Raw genomic sequence first — 14,479 nt, 5'->3', positions numbered from 1 at the left:
ATGCTTTACGCCACCGCATCCCAGACCGTCGGCCCTTATCTCCATATCGGCCTGAACGGCCTGAACTGCGCCGACCTGACCGCCAGCGCGCCGGAACTGGCTGGCCAGCGCATCGTGATCGAAGGCCGCGTGACCGACGCCGACGGCGAGCCCGTGCCGGACGGCATGGTCGAGATCTGGCAGGCCAACCCCGCCGGCCGCTACCGCCACCCCGACGATGCGCGCGAGCTGCCGCTGGTGCCTGGCTTTACCGGCTTCGGCCGCGTGCCGACCGAGGCCGACGGCTCGTTCCGCTTTGTCACCGTCAAGCCCGGCACCGTGCCCGGTCCGGACGGCCGGCCGCAGGCGCCGCACATCATGGTGTCGGTGTTCATGCGCGGGCTGGTCAAGCATGTCGCCACGCGCATGTACTTCCCGGACGAAGCGGCCGCCAATGCTGCCGATGCCGTGCTGGCGCTGGTCCCCGCCGAGCGCCGCGGCACGCTGATTGCCAGCGATGCCGGCAACGGCACGCTGCGCTGGGACGTGGCGCTGCAGGGGCAGGGCGAGACGGTGTTCTTCGATATCTGAAGGCCCCGCTGCCGGCAACAGACGCATAATCGGGTGGCCGTCGATGTCACGGCCACTCACGCTACCCATCGCCCCCAATGCCAACCGCTACGCGTCTTACCGATCCCATGTCCGGCAGCCCGGCCGTGCTGGACATTTTCTCCGACGCCGGCACGGTGCAGCGTATGCTTGCCGTGGAGGCCGCGCTCGCGCGCGCCGAAGCCGACAGCGGCGTGATCCCTGCCGCGGCCGCGGCCGTGATTTCAGACGTCTGCCGCGACCCTGGCATCATTGACCGCGACGCGCTTGCGCAAGCCGCTGTCGCTGCCGGCAATCTCGCCATTCCCTTCGTCAGGCAACTGACCGCCGCCGTGGCCGCGCGCGATGCCGAGGCGGCGCGCTTTGTCCACTGGGGCGCCACCAGCCAGGACATCATCGACACCGCACTGGTGCTCCAGGCCGGCGACGCGCTGCGCGCGCTGGAATGCCGACCTGGTGCGCCTGGGCGAAGCCTGCGCCGCGCTGGCTTCGGCGCATCGGGCCACGCCGATGGTCGCGCGCACCTGGCTCCAGCATGCCCTGCCAGCCAGCTTCGGCCTCAAGGCCGCGGGCTGGCTCGATGCGCTGCGCCGCGATCTCGGCCGTCTCGATGCCACCCGTGTCCAGACCCGCGTGCTGCAGTTCGGCGGCGCCGCCGGCACGCTCGCCAGCCTTGGTCAGGCCGCGCCCGCGGTGACCGCCGCGCTGGCCCGCGAACTGGACCTGGCCGCCCCTGTGCTGCCGTGGCACGCACATCGCGACCGCATGGCCGAGATCGCCACCACGCTGGGCATGCTGATCGGCACGCTCGGCAAGATGGCGCGCGATATCTCCCTGATGATGCAGACCGAGGTGGCGGAAGTGGCCGAGCCTGCCGGCCCCGGCCGCGGCGGCTCCAGCACCATGCCGCACAAGCGCAACCCGGTCGGCTGCGCGGCAGTGCTGACGGCCGCGGTGCGCGTGCCCCCGCTGGTGGCGACGATGCTGGCGGGCATGGTGCAGGAACATGAACGCGCCCTGGGCGGCTGGCAGGCAGAGTGGGACACGCTGCCGCAGATCGTGACGCTGGCCGCCGGCGCGCTGCGCCAGATGGGCGAGGTCGTGGCGGGGCTGCAGGTCGATACGGCGCGCATGCGTGCCAACCTCGGCCTCACCCATGGCCTGATCCTCGGCGAGGCGGCGATGCTTGAACTTGGCAGCAGGATCGGTCGGCTGCCAGCGCACCATCTGGTAGAGCGTGCCTCGCAACGTGCGGTGGCCGACGGCACCAGCCTGCGCGACGCGCTGGCCCTCACGCTGCAATCCGACCCGGCGCATGCCGGCCTGCTCGATGACGCCGTGCTGGACCGCCTTGCCGACCCGGCCAACTACGCGGGCCAGTCAGCGGCCTTTGCGGACGCCGCCGTGCAGGCCTGGCAATCCGCGCTGGCGGCGCGCCAGTCCTGAGACTGCCCTGAGCCCGGAACTACCGCGATGCGCCGGCCACGCCGCCGGCCGCGCACCCAAGGAGACTGTATTGCCCTACCTCGACCACGCCGGCGCCCGGCTCTTCTACACCGTTGACGGCCCCGATTCCGCGCCGGCCATCCTCTTCTCGAACTCGCTCGGCACCGACCACACCATGTGGGAGCCGCAGGCTGCCGCGCTGGCAGGGCGCTTTCGCGTGGTGCGCTACGACACCCGCGGCCACGGCCGCTCGACCGCGCCTGGCGATGCCTTTACCGTGGCGCAGCTCGGGCAGGACGTCATCGCCATCCTGGATGCGCTGGGGATCGAGCAGGCGGTGTTCTGTGGCCTGTCGATGGGCGGGCTCACCGGGATGTGGCTGGGCATCCATGCGCCGCAGCGGTTCTCGCATATCGTGCTGGCCAATACCGCCGCGAAGATCGGCAATGCCGACGGCTGGAATACCCGCATCGACACCGTGCTGCGCGAAGGCATGGCCGTGATGGTCGCGCCTTCGGTCGAACGCTGGTTCACGCCGGGGTTTGCCGCCACGGCGGAGCGCGCCCTGGACGGCTTGCGCGATGTGCTGGCCGGGCTCGATCCGCGCGGCTATGCGGCCAATTGCGCGGCCGTGCGCGACGCCGATTTCCGCGAGTCGGTCGCATCGATCCAAGTGCCGGTGCTGGTCATCGCCGGCAGCCAGGACCCGTCGACCCCTGCGCAGGAAGGCCGCGAGCTGGCTGATGCGATTCCCGGCGCCCGCTTTGTCGAACTGCCCGCCGCGCATATTTCCAGCTTCGAGCAGCCCGGCCGCTTCACGGCAGCGCTGCTCGATTTCGTGCGCGGCCGGCTGCCGGTGACCGATGATCATGCGCGCTACGACGCCGGCCTTGCCGTGCGGCGCGAGGTGCTGGGCAGCGCGCACGTGGACCGTTCGCTCGCGCGGCTGACCCCGCTCAACGAGGAATTCCAGAACCTCATCACGCGCTATGCCTGGGGCGAGATCTGGACGCGCGAAGGCCTGCCGCGGCATACGCGCAGCCTGCTGACCATCGCCATGATGGTGGCGCTGAACCGCCCGGAGGAGCTCAGGTTGCATCTGCGCGCCGCCGCCAACAATGGCGTGACGCGCGACGAGATCAAGGAGGTGCTGCTGCAGACCGCGATCTATTGCGGCGTGCCGGCGGCGAACTCGGCCTTTCATCTGGCCGAGGAGGTGTTCGCCGGGATGGACCAGGCCGGCTGACCGGTCACCCCGCCGCATCCGCGGGCGGCGGCATGGCTGCCGGCAGCCGCGCGCGCCCCGATTGCCGGAACTCTGTCGGCGACTGTCCTACCAGCCGCGCGAAGAAGCGCGAGAAGTAGGCGGCGTCGGAGAACCCGAGCGACAGGGCGATGTACTTGACCTCCAGGTCGCTGAAGAGCAAGTCGCGCTGCGCCTCGGCCAGCACGCGCGCATGGATCATCTGCAGGGCCGACTGCCCGCACGCCTGGCGGCACACGCGGTTGAGCTGTGTGGGCGTGATGCCGATGGCGCCGGCATAGTGCGCGCTTTCCTTCTGCTCACGATAAGCTGACTCGAGCATCTGCTGAAAGTGCTGGAAGTGCCGCGCGGGCCGGCTGTTGCTGCGCACCGCGGCCGGCGCGGTGGCATTGGCCAGCCGCGCGATGCCGATCAGCAGCAGCGTCATCAACGCCGACAGCGACGCCCCCGGCCAGGCGGACACAGTTTCCATCTCGCCACGAACGAGCGCCAGCGTATCGGCCAGCGCGTGGCCCCGGCGCACGCGGTCGTGGCGCGGACGGGCGAACAGCGGCAGCGCATCCGGCACACCGGCCAGCAGCGTGCGCAGGTGGCTGTCGGTCATGGTCACAACCATGCCGTCGGTGTCCGGAGTGAAGACAAAGCCGTGGATGTGCCGTGGCGGCATCGTCACCAGCGAACCGCTGCGCAGCGGTTCGCGCCGCTCCTCCAGCAAGGCTTCGCCGGCGCCTGAGTGAATGTACAGAATTTGCAGGAAGCGCTCATGCCGGTGTGGCTTGATCTCCCACCCGTGCAGGCGGCTGCGCGCGGCAATGGACTCAAAATGCAGCTGGTTTGACAGCAATTCCGAGGGATTGGTGCCGTACAGCGAGTACGTCGGGACAGGTCTCACGGTGGCTTCAGTGTTTACCAGCGATGTTCCGATTGTCCTGTCATTGGTTCGATCTGTCCATTCCTTGGCGGGCCACCGCCGACTATCTTTAGCGGCAGAAGACGGATACCCACAAGGAGACAAGACATGCGCACCCAGGTTGCCATCATCGGCGCCGGCCCGGCCGGCCTGCTGCTCGGCCAGTTGCTGACACGCGCCGGCATCGACAACATCATCATCGAACAACGCAGCCCCGAATACGTGCTTGGCCGCATCCGCGCGGGCATCCTGGAGAGCGTCACCGTCGACGCGCTGGAACGCGCCGGCGTGGCCCGGCGGCTGCATGCGGAAGGCCTGGTCCACCACGGCATCGCACTGTCGTACGGCGGGCAGCGCCACCATATCGACCTGCATGCGCTGATCGGGCGCAGCGTCACCGTGTACGGGCAGACCGAGGTCACGCGCGACCTGATGGAAGCGCGCCGCGCCGACGGCACCCCCACCATCTATGAAGCGCAGGAAGTCAGCGTGCAGGGCTTCGACGGCAGCACGCCGTCGGTGCGCTATCGCAAGGATGGCGCCATGCACGAGGTTGCCTGCGACTACATCGCCGGCTGCGACGGCTTTCACGGCATCTGCCGCGAGAGCGTGCCGGTGGCGGCGCGGCAGGTGTTCGAGCGCGTCTATCCGTTTGGCTGGCTGGGGCTGTTGTCGGAGACGCCACCCGTTGCCGATGAGCTGGTCTACGCCAGCCATGAGCGCGGCTTCGCGCTGTGCAGCATGCGTTCACGCCACCGCAGCCGCTACTACGTGCAGGTGGCGTCGAGCGAGCGCGTGGAAGACTGGTCCGATGAGCGCTTCTGGCAGGAGCTGCGCAGCCGGCTCGATCCGCAGACGGCAAGCGCGCTGGTGACCGGGCCCAGCATCGAGAAGAGCATTGCGCCGCTGCGCAGCTTTGTGTGCGAGCCGATGCGTTTTGGCCGGCTGTTCCTGGCGGGCGACGCGTCGCATATCGTGCCGCCTACCGGGGCCAAGGGGTTGAACCTGGCGGCCAGTGATGTGCTGGCGTTGTCCGAGGGTTTTGAAGCCCGTTACCGCCATGCCGATGCCAGCGGCCTCGATGGCTATTCCGCGCGTTGCCTGCAGCGGGTGTGGAAGGCCGAGCGCTTCTCGTGGTGGATGACTTCGCTGTTGCACCGGTTTCCGGATGCGGATGCGTTCTCGTTGCGGATGCAGCGGGCGGAGCTGGACTATTTGGTGGGGTCGGAGGCGGCGTCGCGGGCGCTGGCGGAGAATTATGTGGGGTTGCCGTATTGAGCTGAGTGCGCTGCGCGATTGCTGACAGCTTTTGCATGCTGCGGGTTTGCTCCCTCTCCCGCGAGCGGGAGAGGGAGCAAACAATCGGGTTCCCGGAACTCGGTAGCACTTGCCGGCAGCCAACGCTACGCTACCAGCGCGCCGGCACCCGGCACCATCGCCTGGACCGCCTGCAGCGTGTCTCCGACCACCCCACCCACCAGCACCACGGCCGGGCTGGCCAGCCCCGCTGCGAGCGATTCGGCGAGCGTGCCGAGCGAGCCGGTCCAGCTGCGTGACTGCTCGCTGCCGGCATGCATCACCACCGCCGCTGGCATGTTGCTGCACATGCCCGCCGCCAGCAAGCCGTCGCGGATCGCCGCGATCCGGCTCATGCCCATATAGATCACCAGCGTGGTGCCGCCACGCACCAGCGCCTGCCAGTCGGGCGAGCCGTGCGCGCTGGTATGGCCGGTGACAAAGGTCACGCCATGGCAGTGCGCGCGGTGGGTCAGCGCAATCCCCAGTGCCTGCGCGGCGGCCATGCCGCTGCTGATGCCGTTGACGATCTCGACGGCCACGCCGTGGCCGCGCAGGAAGGCCGCTTCTTCGCCGCCGCGCCCGAACAGCAGCGGATCTCCGCCCTTGACGCGCGCCACGTTGCGGCCGGCCAGCGCATGCTGCAGCGTCAGCTGCTGGATGCGTTCCTGGCTGACCGAGCAGCGCCCGCCGCGCTTGCCGACCCACTCCACATGGGTGCCGGGGCTGGCATAGCAGGACATCTCCGGCGCGACCAGGTCATCGACCAGCCAGACCTCGGCCGCGGCCAGCGCGCGCATGGCGCGTACCGTGACCAGGTCCGGGCTGCCGGGGCCGACGCCGACCAGCCAGACCTTGCCGGGCTTCAGGGGGGAATTCATCTTGGCCTCCTGCAATGGGGCATCACCACGCCGGCTCAGTGGCTGGTGCCGGCCGAGCGCGTGGTCTTGTTGAAGACGTTGTACTTGCCGATTGGCTTGTCCATCGGCAGGCGCCTGACCTCCTGCAAGGTGGCCGCGTCGTACACCACGATGGCGCCGTCGCGCTCCATCAGGCTGACCAGCGCGTAGCGCCCGTCGCGCGTGAATTCGACGTGGGCGGCGGTGCGCCCAGGGCTCGGCGTGACGCTGCCGACCACCCGCAGGCTTTGCTTGTCGATCACCTGCAGCGTGTCGCGCTTCGGGCTCATCATGGCGTCGGCCCAGGCGTAGGGGTTGTTTTCATGGCTGCGCAGGAAAAAGCCCGGGCCGTTGGTTGGTATGGTGGCGATCGTATGCCAGGCCTGCATGTCGATCACCGTGATGCGCCCCTGCCCGAGGTCGGGCGAGGCCATCACTTCACGGCCATCGCGCTGCCAGGTGATGCCGCTGCCCAGGTGCGGCATGCCGCCAAGCGCAAGCGCCGCAACCTTGCGGCCCTTCTGCAGGTCGATCACTTGTCCGCCACCTTTGCGCGAAGCGCCCAGGATATGGCGATAGGACTGGTCGAAGAAGAAGTCATCGAGCACATCATCCAGCACCACTACGCGCGGTGCCAGCGCGGGCAGCGGCGCGCCGGCCGCATCGGCATACGGAATCTCCCAGACCTCGGCGATATCCTTCAGCGCGGCAATAAAGCTGTGGCGCGGCGCGGCGTCGTAGACGGCGGAGACGCGCGAGGCCTCGCCATCGCGCCCCCTCACGTCGATCACCCGCGCCAGCGACAGGTCTTCGGCATGGAGCAGCACCAGCGTGCGCGGCAGCGTATTGCCGGCCAGCACCCAGCGGCCGTCGTCGCTGACGGCGACGTTGCGCGTGTTCACACCGGCCCGGATCTCCGCCACATAGGCCAGGTTCCACACGTCGTATTTGCTGACCCAGCCATCGCGGCTGGCCATGTAGACATAGCGGCCGTCGCGGCTGAACTTGGGGCCGCCGTGCAGCGCAAAGCGGGTGGCAAAGCGATGGACCGGTGCCAGCCGATCCCCGTCCAGCACGGTCACATGATGGCTGCCGGCCTCCACCACCACGAACAGGTTTTGCGGATCGGCGCTGAACACGGGCCGTGCCGGCAGGCTGCCGGGGGCGTGGTGGACGATATGGCTGGCGCGAATGGCCTCTGCCTTCCATTGCGGCGTGGCTGCGGGCGCCGTGCGCAGCCAGCGCGCCAGCGCCTGCAAGTCGGGTTCGGCCAGCGTGCCGGCGAATGCCGGCATCTGCGTGGCGGCGCGGCCATCGTGCAGCACCTGGTCAAGTTCGCTGGCGCGCAGGCGTTCCAGGCTCTCCGGCAGCAGCGCGGGGCCCATGGCGCCGAGGCGGTCGGTGCCATGGCAGGTGGCGCAGTGCTGGCTGTAGACCGCCGTGGGTTCGGCGGCCATGGCGGATTGCGCGGCGCCGGCAAAGGCCAGGGCGATCAGCCATCGGAGCACGGTCTTCATGCTGCGACCTCCGTGCCCGGCGTATGCGCGATCTCGTCATCGCTCAGGTAGCAACCCGGGTCCTCCGCCCAGGGGTTGCCCGTCAGCGCAAAGGCGCGCACCCGGGTGTTGCCGTTGCAGATGGCGCGATATGCGCAGCCGGCGCAACGCCCCTGCAGCGGACGCGGCGTGCTGGCCAGGCCCGCCATCAGCGGATCGGCGCGGCTGGCCCAGATATCGCCGAACGGCCGCTCGCGCACATTGCCCACGGTCACGTGCCACCACATCGTGTCGGGATGGACATTGCCCAGGTTGTCGATATTGGCCACGCCGACGCCGGTGGCGTTGCCGCCCCAGTGTTCCAGCCGCTGGCGCATATCGGCCAGGCGATGCGGCAGGCGCCTGGCGATCCAGTACAGCAGGTACACGCCATCCGCATCGTTGTTGCCGGTGACGAAGTCGCCCGCATGGCCCTGCTGCGTGCGCTGCCAGACGTGGTCGAACAGCCAGTCGAGCGCGGCGCGGGTGCGGGCATGGTGCGCGTCTTCGGCGCGATGGCTGCGCGCACGGCCGGCATAGTTGAAGTGAGACAGGTAGAACTTGTCGATGCCCTCGCGTTCGGTCAGGGCCACCAAGTCGGGCAGTTGCGCCGCGTTGGCTTCGGTCAGCGTCATGCGCACGCCCACGCGCAGGCCGGCCGCACGCGCGGCGCGCAGGCCGGCCAGCGCCTGCGCAAAGGCGCCGTCGCTGCGGCGGAACCGGTCGTGCGTGGCGGGCAAGCCGTCCAGGCTGACGCCGACGTAGTCGAAGCCCGCTGCCGCGAGCCGGGCGGCATGCCCTGCATCAAGCAGCGTGCCGTTGGATGACAGCGACAGGTGGAAGCCGAGCGCGCGCGCCCGTGCGGCAATCTCATAGAGGTCAGGCCGCAGCAGCGGTTCGCCCCCGGACAGGATCAGCGCGGGCACGCGCGCATCGCGCAGCTGGTCGAGCACGCGCAGCGCCTCGGCGGTATCCAGCTCGCCCTTAAAGTCCGTGTCGGCGGAGGTGGCATAGCAATGCCGGCAGTTGAGGTTGCAGCGGCGGATCAGGTTCCAGATCACCACCGGGCCGGCGGGCTTGCGCGGCGGCGGCACCGGGCCGGCATCGCGCAGGGCTTCCATGAAGCGGGACAGGCGGAACATGGGCGGGGTTTCCTATTGGTCTGGGCCGGGCGACGGCAGGCGCAGCCCGGTTTTCTTGAGGATGCGGGTGGACCACAGCACGTCGTGCGCGCGGCAGGCGTCGCCAAGCAGTGCCGCGATCGCGGCAACCTGCGGCGCGGCGTCTTCGCGGGAGCGCGCATGGACCATCGCGAACAGGTTGTAGGGCCAATTCGGCAAGTGGCGCGGACGGCGATAGCAATGGCTGACGAAGGGCAGGGCGCCGATGCGCTCGCCCAGCGTGTCAATGCACGCATCGTCCACGTCCCACACGGTCATGCCGTTGGCGCGCCAGCCCAGCCGGTAGTGGTTGGGCACGGCGCCGATACGGCGCAGAACGCCGCGCGCCTGCATCGCAGCCAGCCGCGTGATCACCTCGTGCTCGGTCAGGCCGAGTTCGCAGGCCACCGCCGCATAGGGCGCCGGCACCAGCGGCAGGCCGGCTTGCGTGGCGCGGATCAGCGCCAGGTCGACGGGATCGACAGGCTCGGACATCAGGCGGGCAGGTAGAGGTTGACGAAGAACTCGCGTTCCTTCGGGAACGGCAGGATCTCGACGCCGGCCGCCGCGGCAATGCGCGCGAGCACCGGTGCGACCTCCCCCGGCCTTGCCACCGCCAGCACGAACCACAGGTTCAGGTGATGCGTCCGCGCATAGTGGTGGGCGACCTCGGGGTGCGCGTTGACGGCGGCGATCACAGCTTCAATCCGTTCGGCTGGCGTATGGCAGGCGCACAGCACGAAGCTTCCGCCTGCGCGCTCGATCTGGTACAGCGGGCCGACGCGCGTCAGCACGCCTGCGGCAAGCAGCGCGCGCAGCCGCTCCAGCAGTTCGGCCTCGGTGATGCCGAGGGCCGACGCGGCTTCGGCATACGGATGCGGCACCAGTGGCAGGCCGCGCTGCAGCGCGTTGATGATGCGGCGGTCGAGCGGGTCGAGTGCTGCGATTGGACGGGTCATGCCGACACCTGCATGGCATAGCGTGTGCCGCGCTGCTTGTAGCAGCGCGTGCCGACCAGCACGGTCCCGGGCGCATGTTCCAGCCCGGCGGTGGCGTGGATGCGCGCCAGCGCGGGCTGCAAGTCCTCCGCATTGCGCGCATGGACCATCGCAAACAGGTTGTAGGGCCAGTCGGGCAGCCGGCGCGCGCGGCGGTAGCACAGGGTCACGCGCGCCTGCCGGGCCAACCGCATGCCGATGGCGTCCACGTGCGCGTCGGGCACGTCCCACACGCACATGGCGTTGTGGCCGAAGCCGAAGCGCCCATGCTGCAGCACTACGCCCAAGCGCCGGATCACGCCCTGCGCGGACCAGCGCGCCAGCCGCTCCAGGACCTGCGGCATCGGCATCCGCGCTTGCGCCGCCAGCGCGTGGAACGGGCGCGGCGTCAGCGGCAGGCCGGTTTCCAGTGCTGCCACCAGGCGCCAGTCGTCATCGTCCAGGGCGACAGGTGCGGCGGGAGCGGCCGCGCTGGCTGCGCGGCGGGCGCGTGCGCTGCCCGGGCGCGCGAGCGGGAAACCGAGGTCGATGTGATACTCGCGGGCCATGGGCAGGTCCAGCGGCGCCAGGCCGGTCATGTCCCCGATCGACGCCAGCGTGACGTCGAGCATGCGTCGCTCGCGCGCGCCCGCGACAAACCACAGGTTGTACGGGTGGCCGCTGCGCGCATAGTTGTGGCTGACCGCCGCGCAGGCGCTGACGCGCGCCGCCACGCGGTCCAGCTGGGCCGGCGGCACGGACAGCGCCGCCAGCGTGCTGACGCCGATCACGTTGGGCGCGAACACGGCGCCGACGCGGCTGATGCGCCCGCTGCCCAGGTCGCGCGCCAGCAGGCTCAGCAGCGTGTGTTCACACAGGCCGAGCTTGCCGGCCAGCGCCTGGTAGGGCCGCGGCTGCAGCGGGAAATCGCGCTGCAGGGTGTCGTAGAGGTTCAGTTCATCGTACATGGGGCCCTTACATGCCGAACCGTTGCGCGCGCACGGTGAAGAAGATGCCGCTGGGGTTGTCGGCGGGCAGCGTGGCAATGCGCGCCAGGCTGGCGGTGTCGTAGACCTCGACACGGTTGTCGTCGCGGCAGGACAGCCACAGCGACTCGCCCTTGGGTGTGAACTCCATGTGCAGCACGCCTCGGCAGGGATGCAGCGTGCGCACCACCTGGCGCGTGGCGGTGTCGATCACCTGCACCGTGTCGTTGTGGGGGAAGGCGAAGTTGACCCAGACCTGGCGCCCGTCTGGCCGTGCCATCACAAAGACCGGCTGGCCGGCCAGCGGCACGCGCGCGGCCTGCTGCCAGCCGTTGGCGGGGTCGGCCACCAACACCTCATGACGGCCGATCGCCGGCAGCCAGGCCATGCCCTGGGCCATGGCCCAGCCGCGCAGGTGCGGCATCTTGTAGACCGGCAGCGGCGCGCTGCCGCGGCCGTAGCCGGAGAGCACGCGGCGCGACAGCAGCGGCGCCTGCCACAGGTCGACCAGCGCCAGGCCGTCCTCACCGAACAGGCCGGCCAGGTACCAGCGGCCATCGGGCGTGACCAGTCCGTCGTACGGCTCGCGGCCGGCGGGCAGGCGTGTCACCTGCGGCCGGCGCGGATCGCTGGCGTCGATGATCCAGATCTCGCCGGATTCGAACAGGCTGGCGGCAAAGCGGCGGCCGGGCAGGTCGGCCAGGCCCACCACCTTGGAGCGGCGGCCGTCATTGCCGATCGCCGGCAGGTCAGCCAGCGGTTCAAGGGTCTGTGCGTCGAACAGGCGGATGCCGCCAGGCGCGTAGTTCTGCGCGGCCACCACGCGGCCATCCTGCGAGATCGCGCCGCCGATGCTGTTACCCGCCTGCAGCATGCGGTGGGTGATGCGGGCGCTGAGCAGGTCCACGCGCGTCAGTCCCCCGTCGCGGCCGAAGACATAGGCGTAGCGTGCATCGCGCGAGAACACCACGCTGGCGTGGGACAAGTCGCCGAGTCCTTCCACCGTTGCCAGCCGGGTCATGCCGGTGGTCTCGACAATCTGCAGCTGCCCGGCGGCGCGCTCCACCACCACGCCCAGGTCGCCGGTGCCGCGCAGGGCGCTGGCACAACCCGCCACCAGCGCGGCGGCAACGGTGGCGCACAAGGCCGCGGCCAGGCCGCGGATCAGTTGCCTTGCGGCGAGGCGGCCGCTGGCTTGCCGGCCTGCAGTCGATCGATCAGCCATTGGGCTTCATCCTGCGTCATGAAGGGTTGCCAGGGCGGCATCGCGGTGCCGGGACGGCCGTACAGCACGGTGGCGATCAGGCCCGCGGGCGGCTTGCCGGACAGCGCCTCGCGCGTCAACGGCGGGCCCAGCCCGCCGCGCAGCGTCATGCCATGGCAGGCGCCGCAGTCATCGCGCAGCCAGTGCGCAAGCTGCGCCTGCCGGGCAGGGGTGGGCTGGGCCGCCGCGCCGGGCGCTGCGCCCAGCAAGGCAGCTGCCAGCCCCGCCAGTGCAGCGCGCCGCCAGGCGATGTGATCACGCATGGTGGTGCCGGCTCAGTACACGTCGTGCTGCGTGTTGTAGGCGTTGAACTTGCCGGTCGGGGTGACCAGGCGCTTGTCCTTGATCACGGTCTTGAGCGTGCGGGTCTTGTCATCGACCACCACCAGCGCGGACTCGCCGTCCTTGGTGCCCCAGACCGAGAACCAGACCTCGTCGCCGGCCTTGTTGTATTCGGCCTGCACCACGCGCCTGGCGCCCGCGCCCTTCAGCTCGGCCCATTCAGCGATCGGCAGCACCTTGTAGCCGGCTTCCAGGTTGCGCGTGTCGAATACCGCCACCGACTGGTTGAGCTTGGCGTCAGGGTTCAGCGGCGTGTCGACCCACAGGTTGGACGACTTCGGGTGGGTCTTGATGAAGAGCGAGCCGCCGCCCTGGCCCTTGATGGTCTGCACCACCTTCCACGCCTGCGCCGGGTGTCCGACCGGATCGGTGCCGATCAGGCTGATCGTCTCGTCGCCAAGGTGGCTGGTGGTCCAGACCGGGCCGAACTTCGGATGCGTGAAGTTGGCGCCGCGTCCCGGATGCGGGGTCTTGCCCACGTTGATCAGTGCGGCCAGCTTGTTCTCCTTGGTGTCGACCACGGCGATCTTGTCGGACGCATTGGCGGCCACCAGGAAGTAGCGGCCGGTGGCGTCGAAGCCGCCGTCATGCAGGAACTTGGCTGAATCAATCGTGGTGGTCTTCAGGTTGGACAGGTCCGAGTAGTTGACCATCAGGATCTTGCCGGTCTCCTTGGCGTTGATCACGAACTCCGGATGGAAATGGCTGGCGACGATGGCCGCCACGCGCGGCTCGGGGTGGTATTCGTTGTCCACGGTCATGCCGCGCGTGGAGACCACCTTGAGCGGCTTGAGCGTGTCGCCTTCCATGATCACGTACTGCGGCGGCCAGTAGGACCCGGCCACGGCGTACTTGTCCTCATAGCCCTTGTACTTGGAGGTCTCGACCGAGCGCGCCTCCATGCCGACCTTCACTTCCGCGACGATATCGGGCTTGGGCAGCCACAGGTCGATCAGGTCCAGCCGCGCATCGCGGCCGATCACATACAGGTAGCGCCCGGACGCCGACATGCGCGAGATATGCACCGCGTAGCCGGTCTTGACGATATTGATGAGCTGCTTGCTGTCGCCGTCGATCAGCGCCACCTCGCCGGCATCGCGCAGCGTGACCGAGAAGAGGTTGTCAAGGTTGTACTGGTTCATCTTCCTGGTCGGGCGCTGGGCCACCGGCAGGATGTCCTTGCGGCTTTTCTCGATATCGGCCAGTGAGTACTCGGGCGGGGTCGGCGGGTCGAGCTGGATATAGCGCGCCATCAGGTCGACTTCCGGGTCGGAGAGATCGCCCGAGGTGCCCCAGTTCGGCATGCCGGCGGGGCTGCCGTACTTGATGAAGGTCTTCAGGTACTCGGTGCCGCGCGCGCGGGTGATGTCCGGCGTCAGCGCCTTGCCGGTCGCGCCCTTGCGCAGCACGCCGTGGCAGCCGGCGCAGCGCTCGAAGTAGATCTGCCGGGCGTGGTCGAACTCAGCGGCAGTGAGGGTGGGGATGGCGGCCTTCTGTTCCGCCTTCGGTTCTGCCTTGGTGGCTGCATGTGGCAGCCCGAGCCAGAGTGAGAGCGGCAATGCCGCGATTGCCGGGTACAGCCAGTTTTTTGCTTTCATGGGTGCCGTGGATCAGCGGTGAGGAAAGCGGTTTCGCGGTGTCCATGCCTGGGTGGCGGGCACCTGTCGTCATGTGGGAAGCATGCGGACACACTGACGACATGGAATTGACTGGCATCAAACGGCGGCGGTGGTGTGGGAACGAAGTGTGGGTGGTTGATGTTTGTCGTTTGCGATGGTGCAAGCGCACCGTGGAGGCGATGCGCTTGCAAGG

The 14,479-nt window shown here is 69.2% G+C and carries 13 protein-coding genes and 1 pseudogene; 4 read left to right on the top strand and 10 right to left on the bottom strand.

All coding sequences use genetic code 11. The annotated features are described in order from the left end of the window. The 3 genes and pseudogenes from pcaG (at window position 1) to pcaDC (ending at window position 3,280) form a co-directional block, all read left to right on the top strand. The gene (gene pcaG / locus CNE_RS29100; protein WP_013953881.1) at window positions 1–570 is read left to right on the top strand and encodes a protocatechuate 3,4-dioxygenase subunit alpha; all 570 of its coding nucleotides are present in this window, start codon (window positions 1–3) and stop codon (window positions 568–570) included. 107 nt (window positions 571–677) lie between these two features. Next, window positions 678–2,034, top strand: a pseudogene (locus CNE_RS29095) (3-carboxy-cis,cis-muconate cycloisomerase). Window positions 2,035–2,104: 70 nt separating this feature from the next. Then, complete coding sequence (gene pcaDC, locus CNE_RS29090) at window positions 2,105–3,280, top strand: bifunctional 3-oxoadipate enol-lactonase/4-carboxymuconolactone decarboxylase PcaDC (protein ID WP_013953879.1); 1,176 nt, start codon at window positions 2,105–2,107, stop codon at window positions 3,278–3,280. Window positions 3,281–3,284: 4 nt separating this feature from the next. Here pcaDC and CNE_RS29085 read toward each other — a convergent pair whose 3' ends face one another. Then, window positions 3,285–4,190 carry a helix-turn-helix domain-containing protein gene (locus CNE_RS29085; RefSeq protein WP_013953878.1) on the bottom strand — a complete coding sequence of 302 codons (906 nt, stop codon included), beginning with the start codon at window positions 4,188–4,190 and terminating at the stop codon, window positions 3,285–3,287. A gap of 126 nt (window positions 4,191–4,316) precedes the next feature. Between CNE_RS29085 and pobA the strand changes: the two genes are divergently transcribed. Next, window positions 4,317–5,486 carry a 4-hydroxybenzoate 3-monooxygenase gene (gene pobA, locus CNE_RS29080; protein ID WP_013953877.1) on the top strand — a complete coding sequence of 390 codons (1,170 nt, stop codon included), beginning with the start codon at window positions 4,317–4,319 and terminating at the stop codon, window positions 5,484–5,486. Between the two features lie 125 nt (window positions 5,487–5,611). Here the strand turns inward: pobA and cobA are convergent, their stop codons facing one another. Genes cobA through CNE_RS29035 form a run of 9 tightly spaced genes read right to left on the bottom strand, consistent with a single transcriptional unit; the run spans window position 5,612 to window position 14,265 of the window. Then, window positions 5,612–6,385 (bottom strand): uroporphyrinogen-III C-methyltransferase, encoded by a 774-nt coding sequence (gene cobA / locus CNE_RS29075; RefSeq protein ID WP_013953876.1) that lies wholly within the window; start codon window positions 6,383–6,385, stop codon window positions 5,612–5,614. A 35-nt stretch (window positions 6,386–6,420) separates the two neighbouring features. Next, window positions 6,421–7,920 carry a nitrite reductase gene (locus CNE_RS29070; RefSeq protein WP_013953875.1) on the bottom strand — a complete coding sequence of 500 codons (1,500 nt, stop codon included), beginning with the start codon at window positions 7,918–7,920 and terminating at the stop codon, window positions 6,421–6,423. Continuing rightward, entirely contained in the window at window positions 7,917–9,080 is a 1,164-nt protein-coding gene (gene nirJ / locus CNE_RS29065) for a heme d1 biosynthesis radical SAM protein NirJ (RefSeq protein WP_013953874.1), read from the bottom strand. Before nirJ ends, CNE_RS29070 begins: the two co-directional genes overlap by 4 nt. 12 nt (window positions 9,081–9,092) lie before the next feature. Continuing rightward, a complete protein-coding gene (ahbB, locus tag CNE_RS29060; RefSeq protein WP_013953873.1) occupies window positions 9,093–9,593 on the bottom strand; it encodes a siroheme decarboxylase subunit beta in 501 nt (166 codons plus the stop codon). Then, window positions 9,593–10,057 carry an AsnC family transcriptional regulator gene (locus CNE_RS29055; protein WP_013953872.1) on the bottom strand — a complete coding sequence of 155 codons (465 nt, stop codon included), beginning with the start codon at window positions 10,055–10,057 and terminating at the stop codon, window positions 9,593–9,595. Before CNE_RS29055 ends, ahbB (CNE_RS29060) begins: the two co-directional genes overlap by 1 nt. Further along, complete coding sequence (ahbB, locus tag CNE_RS29050; RefSeq protein WP_013953871.1) at window positions 10,054–11,043, bottom strand: siroheme decarboxylase subunit beta; 990 nt, start codon at window positions 11,041–11,043, stop codon at window positions 10,054–10,056. Before ahbB (CNE_RS29050) ends, CNE_RS29055 begins: the two co-directional genes overlap by 4 nt. A gap of 7 nt (window positions 11,044–11,050) precedes the next feature. Further along, window positions 11,051–12,286 carry a cytochrome D1 domain-containing protein gene (locus tag CNE_RS29045; protein WP_013953870.1) on the bottom strand — a complete coding sequence of 412 codons (1,236 nt, stop codon included), beginning with the start codon at window positions 12,284–12,286 and terminating at the stop codon, window positions 11,051–11,053. After that, window positions 12,226–12,588 carry a c-type cytochrome gene (locus CNE_RS29040; RefSeq protein WP_013953869.1) on the bottom strand — a complete coding sequence of 121 codons (363 nt, stop codon included), beginning with the start codon at window positions 12,586–12,588 and terminating at the stop codon, window positions 12,226–12,228. The genes CNE_RS29045 and CNE_RS29040 overlap by 61 nt, the downstream gene beginning before the upstream one ends. Before the next feature lie 12 nt (window positions 12,589–12,600). After that, a complete protein-coding gene (locus CNE_RS29035) occupies window positions 12,601–14,265 on the bottom strand; it encodes a nitrite reductase (RefSeq protein WP_013953868.1) in 1,665 nt (554 codons plus the stop codon). Between the last annotated feature and the right edge of the window lie 214 nt (window positions 14,266–14,479).

Source organism: Cupriavidus necator N-1, assembly GCF_000219215.1.
GTDB classification, from domain to species: Bacteria; Pseudomonadota; Gammaproteobacteria; order Burkholderiales; family Burkholderiaceae; genus Cupriavidus; species Cupriavidus necator.
Note: the sequence above shows the minus strand (reverse complement) of the source record. Positions and strands in the feature narration are given on the sequence as shown.

Coding starts and splice junctions, on each gene's coding strand:
- pcaG (WP_013953881.1), top strand. CDS start 1: ATGCTTTACGCCACCGCATCCCAGACCGTCGGCCCTTATCTCCATATC.
- pobA (WP_013953877.1), top strand. CDS start 4,317: ATGCGCACCCAGGTTGCCATCATCGGCGCCGGCCCGGCCGGCCTGCTG.
- cobA (WP_013953876.1), bottom strand. CDS start 6,385: ATGAATTCCCCCCTGAAGCCCGGCAAGGTCTGGCTGGTCGGCGTCGGC.
- CNE_RS29070 (WP_013953875.1), bottom strand. CDS start 7,920: ATGAAGACCGTGCTCCGATGGCTGATCGCCCTGGCCTTTGCCGGCGCC.
- nirJ (WP_013953874.1), bottom strand. CDS start 9,080: ATGTTCCGCCTGTCCCGCTTCATGGAAGCCCTGCGCGATGCCGGCCCG.
- ahbB (WP_013953873.1), bottom strand. CDS start 9,593: ATGTCCGAGCCTGTCGATCCCGTCGACCTGGCGCTGATCCGCGCCACG.
- CNE_RS29055 (WP_013953872.1), bottom strand. CDS start 10,057: ATGACCCGTCCAATCGCAGCACTCGACCCGCTCGACCGCCGCATCATC.
- ahbB (WP_013953871.1), bottom strand. CDS start 11,043: ATGTACGATGAACTGAACCTCTACGACACCCTGCAGCGCGATTTCCCG.
- CNE_RS29045 (WP_013953870.1), bottom strand. CDS start 12,286: ATGGCTGATCGATCGACTGCAGGCCGGCAAGCCAGCGGCCGCCTCGCC.
- CNE_RS29040 (WP_013953869.1), bottom strand. CDS start 12,588: ATGCGTGATCACATCGCCTGGCGGCGCGCTGCACTGGCGGGGCTGGCA.
- CNE_RS29035 (WP_013953868.1), bottom strand. CDS start 14,265: ATGAAAGCAAAAAACTGGCTGTACCCGGCAATCGCGGCATTGCCGCTC.